18 protein-coding genes and 1 riboswitch are annotated in these 20,158 nt (G+C 67.4%); of the genes, 12 read left to right on the top strand and 6 right to left on the bottom strand.

Going from position 1 to position 20,158, the window contains the following annotated elements; translation table 11 throughout:
* Positions 1-2: 2 nt before the first annotated feature.
* Positions 3-932: an NAD-dependent epimerase/dehydratase family protein gene (locus C563_RS0104030; protein WP_018760749.1), complete on the top strand. Its 930-nt coding sequence runs from the start codon at positions 3-5 to the stop codon at positions 930-932.
* A gap of 3 nt (positions 933-935) precedes the next feature.
* Here C563_RS0104030 and C563_RS0104025 read toward each other — a convergent pair whose 3' ends face one another.
* The gene (locus C563_RS0104025) at positions 936-3,137 is read right to left on the bottom strand and encodes an MMPL family transporter (protein ID WP_043423818.1); all 2,202 of its coding nucleotides are present in this window, start codon (positions 3,135-3,137) and stop codon (positions 936-938) included.
* Positions 3,138-3,368: 231 nt separating this feature from the next.
* On the opposite strand from C563_RS0104025, the gene C563_RS0104020 reads away from it, so the two are divergent.
* The 5 genes from C563_RS0104020 (at position 3,369) to pabB (ending at position 8,297) form a co-directional block, all read left to right on the top strand.
* A complete protein-coding gene (locus tag C563_RS0104020) occupies positions 3,369-3,905 on the top strand; it encodes a MarR family winged helix-turn-helix transcriptional regulator (RefSeq protein WP_026264352.1) in 537 nt (178 codons plus the stop codon).
* A gap of 69 nt (positions 3,906-3,974) precedes the next feature.
* Positions 3,975-4,793, top strand: a complete 819-nt coding sequence (locus tag C563_RS0104015) for a methyltransferase domain-containing protein (protein ID WP_018760746.1) — start codon at positions 3,975-3,977, stop codon at positions 4,791-4,793.
* Positions 4,794-4,830: 37 nt separating this feature from the next.
* Positions 4,831-5,454, top strand: a complete 624-nt coding sequence (locus C563_RS0104010) for a LysE family transporter (RefSeq protein ID WP_018760745.1) — start codon at positions 4,831-4,833, stop codon at positions 5,452-5,454.
* 121 nt (positions 5,455-5,575) lie between these two features.
* Positions 5,576-6,115, top strand: a complete 540-nt coding sequence (locus C563_RS20855) for a low molecular weight protein-tyrosine-phosphatase (protein ID WP_081624108.1) — start codon at positions 5,576-5,578, stop codon at positions 6,113-6,115.
* Positions 6,116-6,134: 19 nt separating this feature from the next.
* Complete coding sequence (gene pabB, locus C563_RS0103995; RefSeq protein ID WP_018760742.1) at positions 6,135-8,297, top strand: aminodeoxychorismate synthase component I; 2,163 nt, start codon at positions 6,135-6,137, stop codon at positions 8,295-8,297.
* Between the two features lie 26 nt (positions 8,298-8,323).
* On the opposite strand, the gene cls is transcribed toward pabB, so the two are convergent.
* Positions 8,324-9,799 carry a cardiolipin synthase gene (gene cls / locus C563_RS0103990; RefSeq protein WP_018760741.1) on the bottom strand — a complete coding sequence of 492 codons (1,476 nt, stop codon included), beginning with the start codon at positions 9,797-9,799 and terminating at the stop codon, positions 8,324-8,326.
* A gap of 92 nt (positions 9,800-9,891) precedes the next feature.
* Here cls and C563_RS0103985 point away from each other — a divergent pair, with 92 nt between their 5' ends.
* Both C563_RS0103985 and C563_RS0103980 read left to right on the top strand, forming a co-directional pair.
* Positions 9,892-10,821 carry an aminodeoxychorismate lyase gene (locus C563_RS0103985; protein WP_018760740.1) on the top strand — a complete coding sequence of 310 codons (930 nt, stop codon included), beginning with the start codon at positions 9,892-9,894 and terminating at the stop codon, positions 10,819-10,821.
* A 60-nt stretch (positions 10,822-10,881) separates the two neighbouring features.
* The gene (locus C563_RS0103980; RefSeq protein WP_018760739.1) at positions 10,882-11,346 is read left to right on the top strand and encodes a pyridoxamine 5'-phosphate oxidase family protein; all 465 of its coding nucleotides are present in this window, start codon (positions 10,882-10,884) and stop codon (positions 11,344-11,346) included.
* Between the two features lie 22 nt (positions 11,347-11,368).
* On the opposite strand, the gene C563_RS0103975 is transcribed toward C563_RS0103980, so the two are convergent.
* Positions 11,369-12,073 carry a TetR/AcrR family transcriptional regulator C-terminal domain-containing protein gene (locus tag C563_RS0103975; protein WP_018760738.1) on the bottom strand — a complete coding sequence of 235 codons (705 nt, stop codon included), beginning with the start codon at positions 12,071-12,073 and terminating at the stop codon, positions 11,369-11,371.
* 225 nt (positions 12,074-12,298) lie between these two features.
* Between C563_RS0103975 and C563_RS0103970 the strand changes: the two genes are divergently transcribed.
* Entirely contained in the window at positions 12,299-12,553 is a 255-nt protein-coding gene (locus C563_RS0103970; protein WP_018760737.1) for a hypothetical protein, read from the top strand.
* 120 nt (positions 12,554-12,673) lie between these two features.
* Here the strand turns inward: C563_RS0103970 and opgC are convergent, their stop codons facing one another.
* On the bottom strand, positions 12,674-15,142 hold the full coding sequence (gene opgC / locus C563_RS0103965) for an OpgC domain-containing protein (RefSeq protein ID WP_026264351.1): 2,469 nt from the start codon (positions 15,140-15,142) through the stop codon (positions 12,674-12,676).
* 176 nt (positions 15,143-15,318) lie between these two features.
* A riboswitch (SAM riboswitch) is annotated at positions 15,319-15,433 on the top strand.
* A gap of 13 nt (positions 15,434-15,446) precedes the next feature.
* Between opgC and C563_RS0103960 the strand changes: the two genes are divergently transcribed.
* The 3 genes from C563_RS0103960 to C563_RS0103950 are packed head-to-tail and all read left to right on the top strand — an operon-like array spanning position 15,447 to position 17,326.
* Entirely contained in the window at positions 15,447-15,710 is a 264-nt protein-coding gene (locus C563_RS0103960) for a DUF1737 domain-containing protein (RefSeq protein WP_018760735.1), read from the top strand.
* The gene (locus tag C563_RS0103955; protein WP_018760734.1) at positions 15,707-16,117 is read left to right on the top strand and encodes a rhodanese-like domain-containing protein; all 411 of its coding nucleotides are present in this window, start codon (positions 15,707-15,709) and stop codon (positions 16,115-16,117) included. Before C563_RS0103960 ends, C563_RS0103955 begins: the two co-directional genes overlap by 4 nt.
* A complete protein-coding gene (locus C563_RS0103950; RefSeq protein WP_018760733.1) occupies positions 16,118-17,326 on the top strand; it encodes an O-succinylhomoserine sulfhydrylase in 1,209 nt (402 codons plus the stop codon).
* Between the two features lie 4 nt (positions 17,327-17,330).
* Here C563_RS0103950 and C563_RS0103945 read toward each other — a convergent pair whose 3' ends face one another.
* Positions 17,331-18,557, bottom strand: coding sequence for a glutamate--cysteine ligase 2 (locus C563_RS0103945; RefSeq protein ID WP_026264350.1), 1,227 nt, complete (start codon positions 18,555-18,557; stop codon positions 17,331-17,333).
* 67 nt (positions 18,558-18,624) lie between these two features.
* Positions 18,625-20,148 (bottom strand): UDP-N-acetylglucosamine 1-carboxyvinyltransferase, encoded by a 1,524-nt coding sequence (locus tag C563_RS0103940; protein WP_018760731.1) that lies wholly within the window; start codon positions 20,146-20,148, stop codon positions 18,625-18,627.
* Positions 20,149-20,158: the final 10 nt, after the last annotated feature.

The raw sequence follows: 20,158 nt of genomic DNA, 5'->3' as shown, positions 1-20,158 counted from the left end.
TCATGGTCAAGAATTTCGTCGTCACCGGTGCGGGGCCGGTGGGCTGGACGGTCGCCGAGCAGCTCGCGGCCGATGGACACCGCGTCCGCGTAGTCACCCGGTCCGGCAGCGGACCCGACCACCCCTTGGTTGAGCGGATCACGGGAGACGCCAAGGATCCCGAAACCCTGCGGCAGGTCTTCGCCGGTGTCGATGCCGTCTTCCACTGCATCCACGGCTCGTCCTACACCGCCGCAGCTTGGGAGGCGGAATTGCCCGCAGCCGAGCAGGCGGTGTTGAACGCGGCACACGAGGCAGGCGCCGTCGTCGTCTTTCCGGAAAGCCTGTATTCATACAGCGAGCCGGACCGCGTGATGACCGAGGACAGCCCGCGCCGGGCGGCCGGCGGCAAGCGCGGCGTGCGCACCCGCCTGCTGCAGGCGAGGGAGGACGCAGCTGCGGCAACTGTCAGCGTGGTGGCCGGGGACTTCTTTGGTCCGCGGGTCCGGATGGCGCACGGCGGCGAGCGCATCGTGGTCCCCATCCTCGCCGGCCGGAATGTCAGCGTGGTGGGGAGCGCGAACCAGCCGCACTCCTTTACCTACGTTCCGGACCTGGCCGCAGCGATGGTCGCCGCAGCCGCCAACCCCGCCGCCTGGAACTCGGTCTGGCACGCCCCCACCGGCCCGGCCCTGACGCAGCGGGAGCTGGTTCGTGCCTTTGCCCGGGCCGCGGGCGTGCCGGCACCCAAGGTGCGCGTCCTGCCGGGCTGGGCCTTGCGGGCGGCGGCGTTCTTTTCCGCCGACATGCGGGAACTGGCGGAGCTCGGCTACCAGTTTGAGCACCCGTTCGTGATGGATTCGGCCCGTTCGGAGGCCATCCTTGGCGTACGGCCCACCCCGCTGTACGCGGCTGCCGCCGCCACCGTGGAATGGTGGCGGCGGCAGGGCTGAGCGTCAGCGGGTGGGTACCTCCGTGCGGGGCTCGAGGCCGGACTCCCGGGATCGGGTGCCGGATCCGGCCTGGGCGCGGGCCAGTTTTCCGGGCCACCAGATCTTTGGGCCGATGTCGTAGGCGAGCGCCGGAACCAGCAGCGAGCGCACCAGCACGGTGTCCAGCAGCACGCCGAACGCCACGATGAAGGCCAACTGCACCAGGAACATGATGGGGATGACGCCAAGGGCGGCAAACGTTGCGGCCAGCACCACGCCCGCCGAGGTGATCACCCCGCCGGTCACGCTGAGGCCGCGCAGGATCCCGGGCCGGGTGCCGTGCTTGAGCGACTCCTCCCGGACCCGGCTCATCAGGAAGATGTTGTAGTCCACGCCCAGGGCCACCAGGAACACGAAGCCGAACAGCGGGACAGTGGCATCCGCTCCGGGGAACCCGAAGATGTTGTTGAAGACGAACGCGGACACGCCGAGCGCCGCCGCGTAGGACAGCACCACGGACAGCACCAGCAGGACCGGGGCAACGATGGAGCGCAGCAGCAGCATCAGGATGAAGAGGATCACCACGAGCACCACCGGGATGATGACCACGAGGTCATGCTGGGCGGTGGTGTTGGTGTCCAGGGCTGTGGCGGTCACGCCGCCCACCAGCGCGCCGGGATCCACGGCCTTGACCTCGCTGCGGAGGGCCTTGATGGTTTCTTCAGCCTGCAGGGAGTCGGCGGCGTCGTTCAGCGTGGCGTTGATCAGGACCTTCCCGTCCCTCACGTCCGGGGTGTTGGGAGCTCCCGGCGCTCCGGTGATGGGCACGCTGCCCGGCCCCAGGAGGTAGGCCTCGCCTACGCCGTCGTCCGCTTTGACCCGGTCCAGCACTTCGGCGGCCTTGGCCTGGTCCGCAACCACGACGGCGGGGCTTCCGCTGCCGGCGTCGAAGTGGCGCGCCAGCGCGTCCTGGCCGTCAACGGCGTTGGAGGCCGTGAGGATGACGTCCGTTTGCGGTACGCCGTTGGCTTTGAGCTGCAGCAGGCCGCCGGCCGCCACCAGGAGCAGCAGGACCGACGCGACCCATACGGTCCTGGGGCGCCGGGACACCAGGGAACCCGTGGCGCGCCACAGGCCTTTCTGTCCTTCCAGCCCGGTCACCAGCTCGGGTTCGCGCTGGTCGGCGGGGACCAGCTTGGGGCGGAACGGCCAGAACGCGGCCCGGCCCAGGAGCGCCATCAGTGCAGGCAGCAGGGTCAGCGCGGCGAACAGGGCGCACAGGATGCCGGCGGCGGCGACCGGGCCGAGGGCCTTGTTGGAGTTGAGGTCCGAGAACAGCAGGCACAGCAGGGCAATGATCACCGTGGCGCCGGAGGCCAGGATCGGCTCGAACGAGGCCTTCCAGGCGGTGAGGACTGCGGCGGTGCGGTTGGTGGTGTGGGTGAGGGCTTCGCGGAAGCGGGCCACGAAGAGAAGGGCGTAGTCCGTGGCCGCGCCGATCACCAGGATGGACAGGATGCCCTGGCTTTGGCCGTTGAGCTGGATCCAGCCTGCCTTGGCCATCCCGAACACCAGCAGGATGGCCGCGCAGAGGGCAAAGACGGAGGTCAGCAGCACCATGATGGGCAGCAGCAGGGAACGGTAGACGATCAGCAGGATCACGAAGACGGCGGACAGGGCCACGAGCAGCAGGATGCCGTCAATGCCGCCGAACGCGGCGGCAAGGTCGGCGGCCAGCCCTGCCGGTCCGGTCACGAAGGTTTGGGTTCCCTGCGGCGCCGCCGCGGACACCGTGTTACGGAGCTCCTTGACGGCGTCCTTCAGTTCGGTGGAGGACCCGATGGGGACAACGAACTGGACGGCTTTGGCGTCTTTGGAGGGGATCGGGCCGATCACGGCGCTGCCCAGTTTGAGGCCTTCGAGGCTGGTCTTAAGCGTGGCCAGCTCGCCCAGCTGCGCGGGGGTGAAGGCGGCGGTGTTTTCGATGACGATAATGCCGGGCACCTCGTCCGAGTCCCGGAACTTTGCCTGCCAGTCCTGCGCCTCGGTCGCTTCGGCGCTGGCGGGCAGGAAGGACGCCTGGTCATTGCTGGAGACTTCTTCGAGGCGGCCGAACGTGGGGCCGCCCACCCCGGCCAGTCCCAGCCAGGTCACGACCAGGACGACGGGGATGAGCCAGCGCAGCCAGAACGGGACGCGCTCTTTGGCAACTTTTGTGCGTTTCATGATGCCTTCCATCCAGGGTGCCGCGAGTAGGATTGATTCCAGCATAGATTATCTCCATCATGGAGATAAGTGCCAGTCGAGCTTTTTCTCCGGTCCCGCCGGCACGGATAGCGCGGACAGGGCCGGGCCTCAGGCTGCTGCAGTAATATCCGTCAGTACGGTCGGGCGGAAAAGGCCCGGCAGGAACGGTCCGGCACGAACGCAAACACGAATGGCTGAAGGGAGGCGGGCATGGCAGGACAGACTGCATCAGGTCCACCGTCCTTTCCCCAGGCTGGACCGGAATTCGGCCCGCCGAACCCCCTGCTTCGGCTTTTGCAGGAGTTCACCATCGAGGCGAACCGGTACGTGGACGCGGCCGGTGACCGCAAGGACATGCACCGGACAGACATGAATGCCCTGGCGGTGATCATGCGCCATACGGCAAGGGGCGAGGTGGTAACCCCCGGCGTCCTGCGGAAGGAGCTCAACCTGAGCTCCCCCGCCACCACGGCACTGATCGACAGGCTGGACAATTCCGGGCATGTGGTCCGTGAACGGCACGCCACGGACCGGCGCCAGGTCCAACTGAAGATGACGCCCAAGGCTTTCAGGGACGGCGGCGCCATCTTCGCCCCGCTGGCGCAGCACATGGACAGCGCCATGGCAGGGTTCTCCGCGGCGGAACTGGAAACAGTGACCCGTTTCATGACCGCCATGGTCGAGGCAACCGCCGCGGCCCGGGAAGAATCCGACGACGAAAAACCCAAGGGCGGCCACCCTGGATAAGCCCCGGGGCTTGTGGTGTTGGCCGCGAAGAGGCGCCAACCGCAGCCCGGTTGGGAGTAGCGTTTGGTTATGAGTGCGCAGCAGCCAGGGGAAGACATCTACACGCACGGCCACCACGAATCGGTGGTCCGCGCCCATGCCGCCCGGACCGCCGAAAATTCCGCGGCGTTCGTCCTCCCGCACCTTACGCCGGGAACAGCCCTGCTGGACGTGGGCTGCGGGCCCGGCAGCATCACCTGCGACTTTGCCGCGCTGGTCAACCCCGGGCACGTCACCGGCCTGGACCGCTCGCCGGACGTCATCGCCCAGGCACAGGCCCTCGCCGCCGAACGCGGCGTTCCCAATGTTGAATTTGTTGCCGGCAATATCTACGACCTTGACTTCGCGGACGAAACGTTCGACCTCGTCCACGCGCACCAGGTGCTCCAGCACCTGACGGACCCGGTGGAGGCCTTGCGGGAGATGCGCCGGGTGGCCAAACCCGGCGGCATCGTGGCGGTCCGGGACGCGGACTTCCACGGGATGAGCTGGTATCCGGCCATCCCGGAACTGGACGAGTGGATGGACCTGTACCAGCGGATTGCCCGCCGCAACGGAGCAGAGCCCGACGCCGGGCGCCGGCTGGTCAGCTGGGCCCAGTCCGCGGGGTTCAGCGACGTCGCCCCTAGCAGCAGCAACTGGTTGTACGCGACGGCCCAGCAGCGCCGCTGGCAAGCGCGGGTGTGGGGCGAGCGGGTGCTGCATTCAGCCTTCGCGGAGCAGGCCCTGGAGTACGGGTTCGCCAACCCGGCGGACCTGGCCAGGATTTCCGCGGGCTGGCACCGGTGGGGTTCCACAGACGACGGCTGGTTCCTGATCCCCAATGGCGAAGTGATCGCCCGGGCCTAGCGCTGAACCCGAGGCGTGCCGCCCCTAGGATTGATGAGTGGAATTTTCCCTTTGGCTGGCCCTTGCAGGTGCCGGCGCCCTTATCAGCTTCACCCCGGGTGCCGGGGCCATCAACACCATGAGCAACTCGCTGAATGCGGGGTTCCGCCGGTCCATTTGGGGAATCCTGGGCCAGCAGGCGGCCCTGGTGGTGCATGTGCTGATTGTCGCTTTGGGCGTAGGGGTGCTGGTGGCGAGCTCGCCCGTGGCCTTCAACGTGATCCGATACGCCGGCGCCGCGTACCTGGTGTACCTGGGTATCCGTCAGTTCCTGAGCAAGCCCACGGCCGCCCGGGAGGAGGCCGCCGCCCTGCGCGATGAACCGGCGTGGTCCATCTTCCGGCGCGGCTTCTGGGTCAACCTGCTGAATCCGAAGGCGATCGTGTTCTTCCTGGCGTTCACACCGCAGTTCATCCGGCCTGAGCAACCCCTGTTCACGCAATACGCGGTGCTTACCGCCACCATCGTGGTCATCGACATCCTGGTGATGTGGTTCTTCTTCGCCGCGGCCGCCAGGTCCTTCCAGCGCTTCACCAGCACCGAGCCGGGCCAAATCGTCCTCAGCAGGGTCTTCGGCACCCTGTTCGTGGGCGTTGGCATCCTGCTGGCCCTGATCCACTAGCGGCCGGGCGGAGGGCGAAGCCATCCCCATATGACAGCCAGTAATTCATCTTTACAAACCCGTAAAACATTGTGAACAGCCCGCTAGCCAAGACGGGCAACCAGCGCGCATGCTTAGCTTCATGAACTCAACGTCGAGCCCATACCGTGTCATCACCGTCTGCACCGGCAACATCTGCAGGTCCCCCATGGCCGAGTTCATGCTCGCGGCAGCGCTGGAACGCGAAGGGCTGGACGGGCTGGTGGAGGTGGACTCCGCCGGCACCACCGGCTACGAGGCCGGCAGGCCCATCGATCCCCGGGCCGCCCGCCGGCTCGCGGCAGCACAGTTGGCCTCCGAAAACCATGTCGCCCGGGAGTGGGACCCGCGGTGGTTCAGCGAGCGCGACCTGATCCTGGCCCTGGACATCGACCATTACGCCTGGCTCACCGAGGCAGCACCGGGCCGGGATGCCTTGAACAAGATCCGGATGCTCCGCAGCTTCGACCCGGCCATGGCCGGCCGCGACCGGCTGGACCAGGGCATCGAGGATCCCTGGTACGGCGGCCACGCCGATTTCGACGCCGTCTGGCACCAGATCCACTCCGCCCTTCCCGGGATCGTGGACCACATCAAGTCGGAGGCCCTGCGGGACACGGGACTGCAGCGGCAGGCACGCTGAAAACGGTACGCTCTAGTCCATGAGCCCAGCCCCCGTCATCATCGCCATCGACGGGCGCTCCGGCGCAGGCAAGACCACCTTGGCAGTCGAACTCGCGGCGCTGCTCCGCGCCCACCACAAGGTGTCCCTGTTCCACCTCGAGGACATCTACCCGGGCTGGGACGGGCTCGCGGCCGGCGTCGAACGCTATGTGTCCACGGTCCTCACGCCGCTGAGCCGGGGCGAGGCCGCCACCTGGACCAGCTGGGACTGGGCCAACCATTACGACGGCGATGCCCGGGTAACACTGCCGGCGGAGATCGTCATCGTGGAGGGCGTGGGCGCAGCGTCCGAGCCTGCCCGCCCGTTCCTGAACGCCGTGATCTGGGCGGAGGCACCGGACGACGTCCGACGGACCCGGGCCCTGGACCGCGACGGCGACACCTACAGGCCGTTCTGGGACCAGTGGGCGGCCCAGGAGGAAGAATGGCTGGGCCGCGACAACGTCCCCGGCCGGGCGGACCTGCGCGTCAACAACCGCGCTGACGGCTCCGCGCCCGCAGACCTGTTGCGGCTTCTCCCCTACCTGCCTGCGCTGGCACCGGTGCTCGCCCCGGAATTGTCCGCCCGCCGGGGCCTCCGCCTGCACGCCGAGCGCCTGGACCTGGCACCGGACGCACCGGCCCTGTTCGAATCCCTGTACGGCCGCTCCCCCAACGCCGTTTGGCTGGACTCCTCCAACCACCGGGACGCACCGGCCGCCCCCGGGCAGCCGGCGTCCGGTCCGCAGGCGTCAGGTCCGCAGGCGTCAGGTCCGCAGGACAGGACGGCCGCCGAACGCAGCCGGTTCAGCATCATGGCGGACGACGCCGGCACGTTCGGGCAGTATGTCACGCACCGCGCGGGGGTGGGCTTCATCAGCGCGGGTTCGTCCGTGGCGAAGGTTCCGGGCCCGTTCTTCCGCTGGCTGAACACCGTCTGGGGCCGGCGGGCGGTCCGCACTCCCGAGGGCTATCCGGGCGAATTCACCCTGGGGTGGCTTGGCTGCCTGGGTTACGAACTCAAGCGCGAAACCGGCGGCAGCGACCTTTCCGCCCCCACACCGGACGCCGCCCTGATCTTCGCCGGCCGGGCCGTGGTGTTGGACCATGCCGAAGGCACCGCCTGGCTCCTGGCGCTTGCGGCACCTGACGCCGATGAATGGCTGGACCGCTCACGGGCAGCCGTTCAGGCCGCCGCTTCAGCCGCCACGACCCCCGCGGGCCCCGCCGGAGCGGTGGGCACAGGAGCGGTGGGCGCCGGGGATGCCGGCGGCAGCACCGGCGTCGGACGCCCCGGCCCGCCCGTTTTCCGCAGCCGGGACACGGGCGCCCGCTACCGGGCGAAAATTGCGGCCGCCCAGCACGAGATTGCGCAGGGAAACACCTACGAAGTCTGCCTGACCACCACCCTGGAAGCCCGGATCCCGGCGGAGACCCTGGATCCCTGGGCCACCTACCTCGCGCTGCGCCGCCGCAGCCCGGCCCCGTTCGCCAGTTACCTGCGGCTGGGCGGCCTTTCCGTCGCCAGCACCTCGCCCGAGCGGTTCCTGAAGATAGCAGCCGACGGCGGCATGCGCGCCGAACCGATCAAGGGCACCCGCCGCCGGGCTGCCGATCCGCAGGAAGACTCGCAACTGCGCGCCGACCTGGCCACGTCCGTGAAGGACCGCGCCGAGAACATCATGATCGTTGACCTGCTGCGCAACGATCTCAGCCACTTTGCGGTGCCCGGCTCCGTGACGGTCAGCCGGCTGTGCGCGATCGAAAGTTACGCCACCGTCCACCAGATGGTCAGCACCATCGACGCCCGGCTCCTCCCCGGGGCGGCCCGGGCTGAGGCAGTGGCGGCCTGCTTCCCGGCAGGGTCCATGACCGGCGCGCCCAAGATCAGCACCATGGCCATCCTGGACCGGCTGGAGGCCAGGCCCCGCGGATTCTACTCGGGGGCCATCGGGTACTTCTCGCTCAACTCGGCGACCGACCTCGCCGTCGCCATCCGGACCCTGGTGATCGACGCCTCCGGCGACGGAGCCGCGGACCTGACGCTCGGCGTCGGCGGTGCCATCACGTCGGACTCCGACCCGGACGACGAGTACGACGAGATCCGCACCAAGGCCTTTGGCGTGCTCTCCACCCTCGGCTCGGACTTCCCGGAGGACTGACCCTGGCTTAGCGGAACACGGCGGTCCTACTGCACCGTGGCCGTCAGCCGGGCCACGTTGTCCACATACCGGGCGGCCAGCGGCCGGTTCAGCCAGTCCGCCAGCTTCAACTCGTGGGAGATGTCCCGGTAGGTGTCCTCCACCGCGCGCATCTTGTTGACGATGTCCTCGCCCAGGAGCATCACGGAAACCTCAAGGTTCAACGAGAAGGAACGCATGTCCATGTTGCTCGATCCCAGGACGGCCACTTCGTCGTCGATGGTGAAGTGCTTGGCGTGCAGCACGAACGGCGCCTTGTACAGGTAGATGCGTACGCCTGCCTCGAGGAGTGCTTCGTAGTAGGACCGCTGCGCGTGGTGGACGAGGAACTGGTCGCCCTTTTCGGAGACGAACAGTTCCACATCGACGCCGCGCTGCGCCGCGGTGGTGATGGCATACAGCAGGGAGTCGTCCGGGACGAAATAGGGGCTGCAGATGGAAATCCGGTGCTGCGCGGAGTAGATGAGCGTGTTGAAGAGCCGGAGGTTGTTTTCCGTGATGAACCCGGGACCGCTGGGCACCACCTGGGCCGTGACATCTCCGGGCTCGGGATTCGCCGGCAGTTGCAGCTGGTGCTCCAGGGATTCGTCGGTCTCGCTCAGCCAGTCGGTGGCGAAGACGACGTTCAGGGTGGTCACGATCGGCCCCCGCAGGCAGGCCATCAGTTCCACCCATTCGCGGCCGGCCTTGCGGTGCCGCGGGTTGTTGTAGGAGGGCTCGATCAGGTTCTGCGACCCCGTGAAGGCGATTTCGCCGTCCACCACCATGATCTTGCGGTGGTTGCGCAGGTCCGGCCGGCGCCATTGGCCATGGATGGGCAGCAGGGGAAGCATCCGCTTCCACTGGATCTTGCCGGCCCGCAGGCGCTTGAGCAGCTTCCGGTAGCCCTTGATGCGCAACGTGCCGATGTGGTCGAACAGGAGCCGCACTTCCACGCCCCGTTCGGCGGCCTCTTCCATGGCCGTGAGCAGGTCGTTGGTGACGTGGTCCGAGCTCATGATGTAGAACTCGGCGTTGACGAAGGTCTTCGCCTTCCGCACCGCGTTGGTCATGGCCAGGATGGAGTCCGGGTAGCCGGGGATGAGCTCAACGGAGTTGCCGTCCACCATGGGAAGCGAACCCAGGGTGCGGTTGAGCTCCGCCGCGGACTTCACCCATTCCGGCCCGGGGTAGTCGCTCTCGACGTCCGACAAGGCAGTGATGCCGGCCCGCACGCGGTCGTTAACCTGTTCCTGCTGCGCGCGGCGGCGGCTGGACAGCTGGAAGTTGCCGAACAACAGGAACAGGACGATGCCCAGGAACGGGATGAAGAAGATCCCCAGCAGCCACGCCATGGCTGTGGTGGGGCGCCTGTTGCCGGGGATGATGCCCAGTGCGAGGACCCTGATCACCAGGTCGGCAAAGCCCAGGAGCACCACAACCCACGTCGGCGCGGTGCCGGCAAGCGAAAAAGGCCACAACACGTCAATATCTCCCGGGGAGGTCGGGCTCCGGGGACGGTTCCGGCCGGCGCACTCCGCCCAGCTTAGCGGCGCCGCCGCACTAAGCTGGTGCCATGAGCTCTCCAGCCCCCGTTGTCCTCGTTTTCCTTGACCCTGCCTACCCTGACGGCAGGGTGGCCGACGCCGCCAAACCGCAGCTCCTGGTCACGGACCTGGGCGTCACCCGGGGTGACGGGATCTTCGAAACCATGCTGGCCGTCGGCGGGACAGTCCGGAAAATGCAGGCCCACCTGGACCGGCTTGCAGGCTCCGCCCGCGCGCTGGACCTCGACATTCCGGGGCAGGACGTGTGGCAGCGCGCCATCGCGGCCGCCGTTGCCCGGCACCGCGCCGGGAACCCGCCGTCGGACGCTGCCGCCGACGAACTGGTGGTCAAGCTGGTGGTGACCCGCGGCGTCGAGGGCGCCCCGGCCCCCACCGCCTGGGTGCAGGTCTCACCTGCCGGAGCGGCGGGCCGCCGCCAGCGGGAAACCGGCATCGACGTAATCCTGCTGGACCGCGGCTATGACAGTGACGTGGCCGAACGGGCCCCGTGGCTGCTCCTGGGTGCCAAGACGCTGTCCTACGCGGTGAACATGGCGGCCCTCCGGCACGCCCACAAGCAGGGCGCGGACGACGTCATCTTCACCTCATCCGACGGCCGCGTCCTGGAAGGGCCCACCTCCACCGTGCTGCTGGCCCACGTGGAAAAGTCCGACGACGGCACTGCGGTCAAGCGCCTCATCACGCCGCAGCTGGACAGCGGCATCCTGCCCGGAACGTCCCAGGGCGCGCTTTTCGCGGCGGCCAAGGCGGCGGGCTGGGAGCTGGGGTACGGCCCGCTGGAGCCCCGCGACCTGCTGGATGCGGATGCCGTCTGGCTGATCTCCAGCGTCCGGCTGCTGGCCCCCGTGAACCGTATCGACGGCAAGGAAATCGGCACGCCGGCCGTGAAGAAGGAACTGACAGCGGAGTTGAGCGGACTTTTCGCCGGGATCCAGTAGCCGCGCAACAGGGCCACCGGCCCCTTTTGCCCTCCCGGCTTCACCCGTAAGGTGTGGACCATGGACTCGCACAAGCTGCCGATCGAAAACCTCTCCTTTGACGACTGCTGGGAACTCCTCGCCAATGACACCGTGGGCAGGCTGGCCATCGTGGTGGACGAGCATCCCGAAATCTTTCCCGTGAACTACATCGTCCACCTGCGCAGCATCGTCTTCCGGACAGCGCCCGGTTCCAAGCTCTGGGGCGCCAAAATGGAGCGGCCGGCGTCGCTGGAGATCGACGGCTACGACCCCGCCACCGAAATGGCATGGAGCGTGGTGGTGCGCGGCGATACCGGGATCATCGAGGACCAGGCGGTAAAGGACCAAGTGGACGGCCTCGGCCTGGAACCGTGGCAGCCCGGCGAAAAGGCCAACTACGTCCGGCTGAACGCGAAGGCCCTGACCGGCCGCAGGTTCCAGGTCAACCGGCCGGATGTCTGGAACACCCGCGTGCAGGACCGGCGCAGGGCCTCGTTCGAATAATGCCCCGCCGCCCGCTTCCGTTCTAGCCGAGCGCTGCTGCCGCCTGCCGGGACAGCTGTGCTTCCAGTCCGGACAAGAGGATGGTGAGCCCCTGGTCAAGCTCGCTGGCGCCGTCGTAATCTGCCAAGGCCGGGGCCAACGCCCGCAGGTTGGGAAATTCCTTGGCGGGCAGGCGGTGGAGCCCCAGCCGCAGCAGCACCTCGTTCTCTTCGGGGTCCACCACGAACTCCTGCAGTTCGTTGAGGATGTGGCCGTAGAGGAAGCCGTAGTACACGCGGTAGACGTGCAGCGCGTCTGAGGGATCGAATCCGGCCGACACCAGCAGGGAAAGGATCTTCTCCAGCGGCCGCAGCGTGCCCAGCGGGCGCAAGCCGAGGGGCGTGGAGAGTGGCCTGGTCACCAACAGGGGCACCACGTTGGGATGCTGGAGCGCCAGGGTCCGCAGGTTGTGGGCGATCGCCCGCAACTGCGCCTTCCAGTCAGGGTCATCCTGCTGGATGGTGAGCTGGTCCAGCACCAGTTCCGAAACCCCGTCGAGCAAGGCAGCCCGATTCTCCGCATAGCGGTAAAGGCTCATCGGGTCCCTGCCGAGCTCCTGGCCCAGGCGGCGCATGGTCAATGCTTCGAGACCTTCCGCATCCACCATTTCCAGCGCTTTGGCCAGCACGATGTCCCGGCTGAGCCTGGCCTTGGCCTTGCCGGTGCCGGTTGGTTTGGGGGAAGTCATGAATTTGTCCTCGCTGCGGACAACTGACCCGAGATCATTCGAGAGGGTTGCCTCATATGTAGTCTACGGGTAAAGTCTACAGTGTAGACAGGCGTTGACGGCGCTCATGATCCCGGTTTCTTTCACAGGATTAATCTATGGACCCGATTGCCACCAGTGCAGGGCATCGAGGTTCGCTGCTGTAGCCGAACGGCGGCGCCACGCACTTAGCGAAGGGACGCCCTCATGGCACATTCCCAGTTTGATCTCTTTCTCCAAGACGCCACCTACTTCGACCAGACCTCCGAGTCCACCCTGGAACGCGACCGCTTCTACGGCCTGTACATGAGCTGGTGCTTCATCAACCAGCACCTGCCGGGTACGGAAACGACCTTCTGGTCAGCGATGAAGACGCGGTTGCCGGGCAGCCGCAAGGGCCTGCGCATGAAAGGTCCGGCTGCCGCCGACTACATCGTGTCCTCGTATCCCGAGCTGGTCTAGGACACATACCCTCCAAGGGATTCCCAGTCCTTGCCTGGCAAGTGATCGAAATGCTGTGGCACCCACCGTGCCGCAGCATTTTTCATGCCCGGGCCATGGTTCCCAGGTGGAAGATGGGGCCTAGGTGGGAATGATCCGGAACAGGAACCTGGTGCGGACCATCACCCACAGCAGGCCCAGCACCACGGCGTAGGCCACGGTGTTGAGGAAGATACTCTCTTGCTGGAGGGCGGGGATGTTGGCCACGACGGCGATCAGCACCACGTGCATGATGAAGACATAGAGCGTTGCGCGGCCCAGCGGGATCAGGAACCAGCCCAGCGCCCGCTCAACCGGTTTCCAGTAGGCGCTGAGGAACGCATACGCCGCCACCACCAGGAAGACGACGTTGAGCAGGCGGCCCGGGGCCAGGTAGGTCCGGCCAAAAAGGGCGTCATACATGGCCCGGTAGGTGGCGTCCGGCATCAGCGCCAGCCGGACGTCGTAGTTGTTGGCCAAGTAGGGGTTGCCCCAGGATAGGAAGGCCAGGGCGACTGCAGCCACCGTACAGGCGGCCACCACCCAGGCATGCGCCGACAACCACGCGATAATGCTGCGCCGGTGGTATCCCACCACGAGCCCCAGCACGAACAGCACCTGCCACACCAGCAGTGGAAAAGAGTCCTCGAACTGCGACGGCAAAATCCTGAACCTGGTTCCGGCCCCCACGGCGTACACCGCCAGCGATACCACCAGGACCCATACGGCCTTTCCGCGGTTCAACAGGGCCAGGATCAAGGGGCTGGCCAGGAGCAACACCACGTACAGGCCCATCACGTTAAACTGCCAGGGCCCGAACTGCAGCAGCAGGATGGCCGGCAGGACCTGGGGCGGCACCGGGAACTGGAACAGCGACGACATCCCGGCGTAGAGGTCGTACGTCCGGCCGGCACCGTTATGCCCGGCCCCGCCGGTCCCCTGGTCCACGAACGTGGTTAAGGCCTCGGTGTGGAAGAACGGAAGCTGCGCGATGAGGAAGACGCCGATCAGCACCGACAGCGCGGTCACATAGAGCTTCCCCGCCCGGCGGGAGGTGAGGTCCACAACCTTGCCGAAGTCTTCCCTGGCCTTCGGCCCGTAGACCATGCCCACCACCAGGCCGGAGAACAGTACGAAGAGTTCGGCACCCGATACGAAGCCCACGGCCTCCTGGGTGAGCAGCTGGAACAGCGAGACCAGGCCCAGGTGGTTGACCACCACGAAGACAATGGCCATCCCGCGCAGCAGATCCACGCGCGAGTCCCTGTTTCCCGGCTCCTGGTAGCTCCATGCGGTGGCGGCGTTGACCCGGCGGGGAATCTGCCACAGCGCCGCCAGGAGGATGGCCATCGCCACGGCCACGGTCCAGACCGCTGCCCCGGACAGGGTGTTGGCCCGGACATACGATCCGTCCGCGGCCACATCGGTGACCGGCCCGGTGACCACGGCAGAGGACTTCAGCCGGTCCAGCGCAGCTTTGGCGATGGCGGGATTTCCGGTGAGCAGCCAGTCGATGCTGGCCACGCCGGTATCCCGGGTGCTGGTGCGCTCGTCCCACACCACCGCCGCCGTCCTGGCGAAAGCCGGCGAGGTGGCGGTACCCACCACCTGGTCCCACCAGGCCGTCTTGATATCCGCCTCCGGCGGTCCGCCCGCGGCAGGGCTGTAGAACGCCGACGTCTGGAGCAGTAGCGGCTTCCTGCGGACCTCCGCGTAGGCACTGTAGAAGTTCTCGCTGCCCGAGCCGGTCAGCATCTCCTGGAGTTCACCGGCACGCGGCACGGTGTTAACGGCAGCGGCGCCGGCAGTGTCGTCATGGTAGGCAGTCAGGCCCACCCAGTCCACGGCGTCGTCCCCCGGATAGTAGGGGGCGTAGGCGGCGTCGGAGCCGTTCCAGGCGCCGTCGCCGTTGCTGTCGAGGAGTGCGAAGCCGTCACTTCCAGGCTGCGGGGCATTCCTGCTCCGGTCAAAGGGGTAGTCCTTGCCCAGGTACGGCGCCCAGACCATGGCGGCCCGGCCGCCGTCGTCCTTTTTGACCGCTGCCGCGACCGCCTTGAAGGCCTCCCGATAGGCGGCCGGCTGCTGCCCCCAGGCCACCCAGCTCGAGTTCATGTCCGGCGCAAACCGGATCAACAGCCGGCCCTTGAACCCGGAGGCCAGGTCGCGGACCTTGCCGGCGAAGGCTTCCGCTTCGGAGGCGCCGATCTGGTCCAGCGGCACCGTGGGCTTCACGGTGAGCATGGCGTGGGCGCCCTTGGCCGAGGCCTGCTGCAGGAATCCCTCGATGTTGTTCTGGTCCGAGTCGCGGAACGGCAGGCCGATGTCGTGGCCAAACACGGCCGGGCTCGCACCCAGCCGGTCGGAGAATCCAGCGGCGGTATCCTCGCCCCATTCAAGGACGGCACCCAGCCACGGCTTGCCTTGGTCCGGTACCGCGGAGGCCGCCTGCGCGGTACCTGCGGGCGCCAGCAGCGCCAGGAGCACGACGACGGCGGCGGCCAGGAACGCCCCGGGGGAACGGTGACGGGCACGACGACGGCCGGCCTGGTGGTGCGATGTTGCTGCTCGCATGCTGGCAAGACCCCCCGGTACTCCCACTGTGACGGCAGGGCGGCGCCCCCGGTAGAAACTTTATCGGTCCGGCCGCCCTGCCGCGTTCCCGTGACGCGGTGGTCGCGGGCTCTCAATTACGGAACATGACGACGGCGGCCGTGCGGCTTGGCGGCGCAGGTGTTACGTTTTTGGGGAGTAATGAGTACCGGTGTTAAGCCCTGACTGGCCGGTCGGCAACCCTCCTCTCGCGGCGGGGTGCCTCAGGTGAATACTTGGCATATCGACCGATTCGAGCTGCAAGCGTGAAAGAAGGAGATCCGTCGTGTCTGACGCACCCGCCCCTGACGAAAAATTGTCCTACCGCCTGATTACGGGCCCGGACGACCGCTCCTTCTGTGAGCGGATCTCGGCTGCGCTTGCGGACGGTTACGTCCTGCACGGCAGCCCGGCGGCCACTTTCAACGGCAGCAGCGTCATCGTGGCCCAGGCCGTTGTCCTCCCGGCCGCCATCGCGTCGGCTGACGCCGCGGTGGCCACGGCCGTTGACGACCTGGAAGGCGAGTTCGACGGCGAGGGCCACGCATGAGCTACGCGGGAGACCTGACGCCGCAGGAAGCGTGGGCCAAGCTGGAGCAGGGCGCCATCCTGGTGGACGTCCGCACCGAGGGCGAATGGGCCCACATTGGCATTCCGGATACCAAGGCAACGGACAACGATCCGCTCTTCATCCAGTGGACCTTCCCAGGCGGCATCCCCAACCCCGATTTCGTGAAGGACCTCAAGGAGCAGGCGCCTGAGGACCCGGGCGCTGAGCTCGTGTTCCTTTGCCGTTCGGGCCAGCGATCCATCGCCGCGGCCGTGGCGGCCACCCAGGCCGGCTTCACTTCCTACAACGTCCTGGAGGGCTTCGAAGGGGAACCCGACCGCTACGGCGAACGGACCGTCAACGGCTGGAAGAACCGCGGCCTGCCCACCAACCTCGGAAAGAACTAAGTGACTTTCAATCAAGATGCCCCCGGCTGGAGCCCCGACACCCAGGCTGTCCGCGGCGGGCTGGACCGCACCAACTTCCAGGAAACCTCAGAGGCCGTCTTCCTGAATTCCGGGTTCGTCTACGAATCCGCGGCCGCGGCCGAACGCGCCTTCACCGGCGAGGACGAGCGCTTTGTGTACTCGCGCTACGGCAACCCGTCCGTGGCCACCTTCCAGGAACGGCTCAGGCTGCTGGAAGGCACCGAGGCCTGCTTCGCGACGGCGTCGGGCATGTCCGCGGTGTTCACGGCCTTGGGCGCGCTGCTTGCAGCCGGTGACCGCGTGGTGGCCGCCCGCTCACTGTTCGGGTCATGCTTCGTGATCCTGAACGAGATCCTGCCGCGGTGGGGAGTGGAAACGGTCTTCGTCGATGGCCCGGACCTGGACCAGTGGCGCGAGGCCCTGTCCAAGCCCACCACCGCCGTCTTCTTCGAATCCCCGTCCAACCCGATGCAGGAAATCGTGGACATCGCCGCGGTGAGCGAACTGGCCCATGCCGCCGGCGCCACGGTAGTTGCGGACAATGTCTTCGCCACTCCCCTGCTGCAGCGCTGCGGGGACCTGGGCGCGGACGTCATCGTGTACTCCGGCACCAAGCACATCGACGGGCAGGGCCGGGTCCTGGGCGGTGCCATCCTGGGCACCAAGGAGTTCATCGACGGCCCGGTAAAGCAGCTGATGCGCCACACAGGTCCGGCGCTTTCGGCGTTCAACGCCTGGGTCCTGACCAAGGGCCTGGAAACCATGAGCCTGCGCGTCCGGCACTCCTCGGCCACCGCCCTGCGGCTCGCTGAATGGCTCGAGGAGCAGCCTGCAGTGAGCTGGGTGAAGTACCCGCTGCTGACATCGCACCCGCAGTATGAGCTGGCGGCGAAGCAGATGAGCGCCGGCGGCACGGTCCTCACCCTTGAGCTGGCGCCCTCAGGCGGGCGCTCCGGCAAGGAGGCGGCCTTCGCCCTGTTGGACGGGCTGCGGATCATCGACATCTCCAACAACCTGGGCGATTCGAAATCCCTGATCACCCACCCCGCCACCACCACGCACCGCGCCATGGGGCCGGAGGGGCGGGCCGCCATTGGCTTGAGTGACGGCGTGGTCCGGCTCTCCGTGGGGCTCGAGGACGCGGACGACCTCATCCGCGACCTGGAACAGGCCCTGAAGCAGATCTAAGGCGTCAGGCCTGGCGGACCCGCAGCAGTTCCGGGGTGTCTTCCACGCCGGAAAGATCCAGGGCGCCGCGCATGGTGGCGTCTACGGCGTGCCGGACCACTGCACCGAAGCCCATATCCTCGGGAGGCGGTCCGGCCAGCGCCCTGTCGCGGGCCCGGCGCTGCTCGGCGGCCCCTGTCCCGCGGGCGATGATGTGCTCCACGCCCTGGCGGGCCATGGCCAGTTCGCCCTGTTCCTGGAGGACAGGCGCCAGGTAATCCACCAGGGAACGGGCTACGTCCGCGGCCGGGGCCGGGCGGAAGTTCCCAAAGTCCAGGAGCTCGCCGCCGAGTCCCGAACTGCTGGCCTGCCAGGAGGCCATCCGCAGCAGGACAGTGGGCACGGGGGCCGGGTCCACCCCCTCGCGCCATTCCCTGCCGGCCGATTCCACCAGGGCGCGGACCAGCACGGCGATCAAGGCTGCATCCTCGGCGCGGAGGCAGACATCCGCCACCCGCACCTCAACCGTCGGGTGGCTCCGGGAGAGCCGCGCGTCGAAATACAGCATCCCTTCATCGAGCATCACGCCGGTGTCCAGCAGCCGGGTGACCACCCTCCGGTAGGCGGGGTACGTCCCGTAGATCGCGGCCGGGCCGGACGTCGGCCACCGGTTCCAGGCCTGGGTACGGTAGCTTTCGAACCCGGTGGGGACGCCGTTCCAGTACGGCGAGTTGGCGCTCAACGCCGTCAGCACCGCCAGCTTGTCGCGGATCCGGTCCAGGACCGCCACGCCCTCTTCCGGCGATTCGATGTAGGTGTGCACGTGGAAACCGCAGGTCAGCTGTTCCTGCGCCGTGAGGCCAAAGCGCTCCAGCATCCTGGCGTAGCGAGGGTCCGGCGTGGTGTGGCTGGCGGATGCCAGCGGAGACGTGGCCAGCGCAGCCACCCTGGCTCCGTGTTTGGCGGCCGCCTGATTGGCCATGGCGCGGCCGGCCCTGATCTGCTCGAGCAGGGCCCCGGACTCCAGGCAGGGCTTTGTCTGCGTCTCGATCTGCTCAAGCTTCAGCTCGGCACTGAGGCCCATCTCGTCGTCGTGATCCGCCTGCTTCCCGGAGTGGTGGAGGTCCGGGTCCACCGGGAGATCGTCCGCAGCGACACGGTGTCCGGCGAGGAGGGCGTCCGCCAGGGCAAGCGGCTCCCCGGACTCCGGATCAACAATCAGGAGTTCTTCCTCGACGCCGAAAGTACGCATACGAACATTCTGCGTCAGGGCCAGGAAATTCCGGGCGCAGCTGCTGATCATGACGAAGCATGAACGCCTAGTCCTGGAAGTACTCCACCTTGGCGCCGATGGTGTTGAGGCGTTCCGCCAGGTCCTCGTAGCCGCGTTCGATCACGTAGATGTTGCGCAGCTCGGAGACGCCCCGTGCGGCGAGCATGGCCAGCAGCAGGCAGGCAGCGGGGCGGAGCGCCGGCGGGCAGCCCACCTCCGCGGCACGCCACTTGGTGGGTCCGTTGACGTAGATCCGGTGCGGGTCCAGCAGCTGCACCTGCGCACCGAGCCGGTTCAGCTCGGTCAGGTAGATGGCACGGTTTTCGTACACCCAGTCGTGGATCATGGTCTGCCCGTGGGCGTTCGCGGCGATCACGGCAAAGAAAGGCAGGTTGTCGATGTTCAGCCCGGGAAACGGCATGGGGTGGATCTTGTCCTCGGGGGCGCGCAGCTCCGACGGCTTGGTGGTCACGTCCACCAGCCGGGTGCGGCCGTTGCGGGCCATGTATTCGCCGGAGATTTCGAGCTTCTGCCCCATCTGGCCCAGGGTGGCCAACTCGATTTCCATGAACTCGATGGGTACCCGCCGGACCGTGACCTCGGAATTGGTGACGATGCCGGCCGTAATCAGGCTCATGGCCTCAATCGGGTCCTCGGACGGGAAATACTCGATCTCGGCGTCGATCACCGGCCTGCCGGTGATCCGGAGCGTGGTGGTTCCCACGCCCTCGATGGCCACCCCGAGCATCTGCAGGTAAAAGCACAGGTCCTGCACCATGTAGTTGGGGCTGGCGTTGCGGATCACGGTTGTTCCCGGCCGGTGGGCCGCCGCCATGATCGCATTCTCGGTAACGGTGTCCCCCCGTTCGGTGAGGACGAAGGAACGGTCCCTGGTGTCCGCGGGAGGCGCCTGGACCGTGTAGAAACCGGCGGTGGCTTCCACCGAGAGCCCGAATTCGCGCAGTGCCTGCATGTGGGGTTCCACCGTGCGGGTGCCGAGGTCGCAGCCGCCGGCGTAGGGCAGCCGGTACTCCCGTGACTCGTCCAGGAGGGGGCCCAGCAGCATGATGACGCTGCGGGTTCGCCGGGCCGCGTCAACGTCCATCCCTTCCAGGTCCAGGACGGCCGGGCGGCGCAGGCGCAGATCCGTGTCGTTGAGCCAGGTGCATTCCACGCCGATGCTGGTCAGCACTTCAACGATGCGGTTGACTTCTTCGATCCGCGCGAGGCGGCGGAGCACGGTGGTGCCCCGGTTGATCAGGCTGGCGCACAGCAGCGCCACGCCGGCGTTCTTGCTGCTGTTGACGTCCACCGCGCCGGAGAGGGTGCGGCCGCCCTCCACCCGCAGGTGCGTCATCCTGGGCTTGCCCACGTTGACGATGCTCCGGTCGAAGATGGTCTCCAGCCGCTGGATCATCTTGAGGCTGAGGTTCTGCTTGCCTTGTTCCATCCGGGCGACGGCGCTTTGGCTGGTTCCGAGTTCGGAAGCCAACTGGCCTTGGGTCCAGCCCTTCTCGGTCCGGGCGTTCCTCAACATGGCGGCGACGTGGCCGGCGGTCTCCTGAGTCATGACGCGAATA

The organism is Arthrobacter sp. 135MFCol5.1, from assembly GCF_000374865.1.
In the GTDB taxonomy this organism is placed as follows: Bacteria; Actinomycetota; Actinomycetes; order Actinomycetales; family Micrococcaceae; genus Arthrobacter.
Note: the sequence above shows the minus strand (reverse complement) of the source record. Positions and strands in the feature narration are given on the sequence as shown.

What these genes read in the sequence shown, in the direction of transcription:
- C563_RS0103955 (WP_018760734.1), top strand. Translation starts at nt 15,707, where the DNA reads ATGAGCTACGCGGGAGACCTGACGCCGCAGGAAGCGTGGGCCAAGCTG.
- C563_RS0103975 (WP_018760738.1), bottom strand. Translation starts at nt 12,073, where the DNA reads ATGACTTCCCCCAAACCAACCGGCACCGGCAAGGCCAAGGCCAGGCTC.
- C563_RS0104030 (WP_018760749.1), top strand. Translation starts at nt 3, where the DNA reads ATGGTCAAGAATTTCGTCGTCACCGGTGCGGGGCCGGTGGGCTGGACG.
- C563_RS0103985 (WP_018760740.1), top strand. Translation starts at nt 9,892, where the DNA reads ATGAGCTCTCCAGCCCCCGTTGTCCTCGTTTTCCTTGACCCTGCCTAC.
- C563_RS0103980 (WP_018760739.1), top strand. Translation starts at nt 10,882, where the DNA reads ATGGACTCGCACAAGCTGCCGATCGAAAACCTCTCCTTTGACGACTGC.
- C563_RS0104025 (WP_043423818.1), bottom strand. Translation starts at nt 3,137, where the DNA reads ATGAAACGCACAAAAGTTGCCAAAGAGCGCGTCCCGTTCTGGCTGCGC.
- C563_RS0103970 (WP_018760737.1), top strand. Translation starts at nt 12,299, where the DNA reads ATGGCACATTCCCAGTTTGATCTCTTTCTCCAAGACGCCACCTACTTC.
- C563_RS0103945 (WP_026264350.1), bottom strand. Translation starts at nt 18,557, where the DNA reads ATGCGTACTTTCGGCGTCGAGGAAGAACTCCTGATTGTTGATCCGGAG.
- opgC (WP_026264351.1), bottom strand. Translation starts at nt 15,142, where the DNA reads ATGCGAGCAGCAACATCGCACCACCAGGCCGGCCGTCGTCGTGCCCGT.
- C563_RS0104020 (WP_026264352.1), top strand. Translation starts at nt 3,369, where the DNA reads ATGGCAGGACAGACTGCATCAGGTCCACCGTCCTTTCCCCAGGCTGGA.
- C563_RS20855 (WP_081624108.1), top strand. Translation starts at nt 5,576, where the DNA reads ATGAACTCAACGTCGAGCCCATACCGTGTCATCACCGTCTGCACCGGC.
- C563_RS0103940 (WP_018760731.1), bottom strand. Translation starts at nt 20,148, where the DNA reads ATGACTCAGGAGACCGCCGGCCACGTCGCCGCCATGTTGAGGAACGCC.
- C563_RS0104015 (WP_018760746.1), top strand. Translation starts at nt 3,975, where the DNA reads ATGAGTGCGCAGCAGCCAGGGGAAGACATCTACACGCACGGCCACCAC.
- pabB (WP_018760742.1), top strand. Translation starts at nt 6,135, where the DNA reads ATGAGCCCAGCCCCCGTCATCATCGCCATCGACGGGCGCTCCGGCGCA.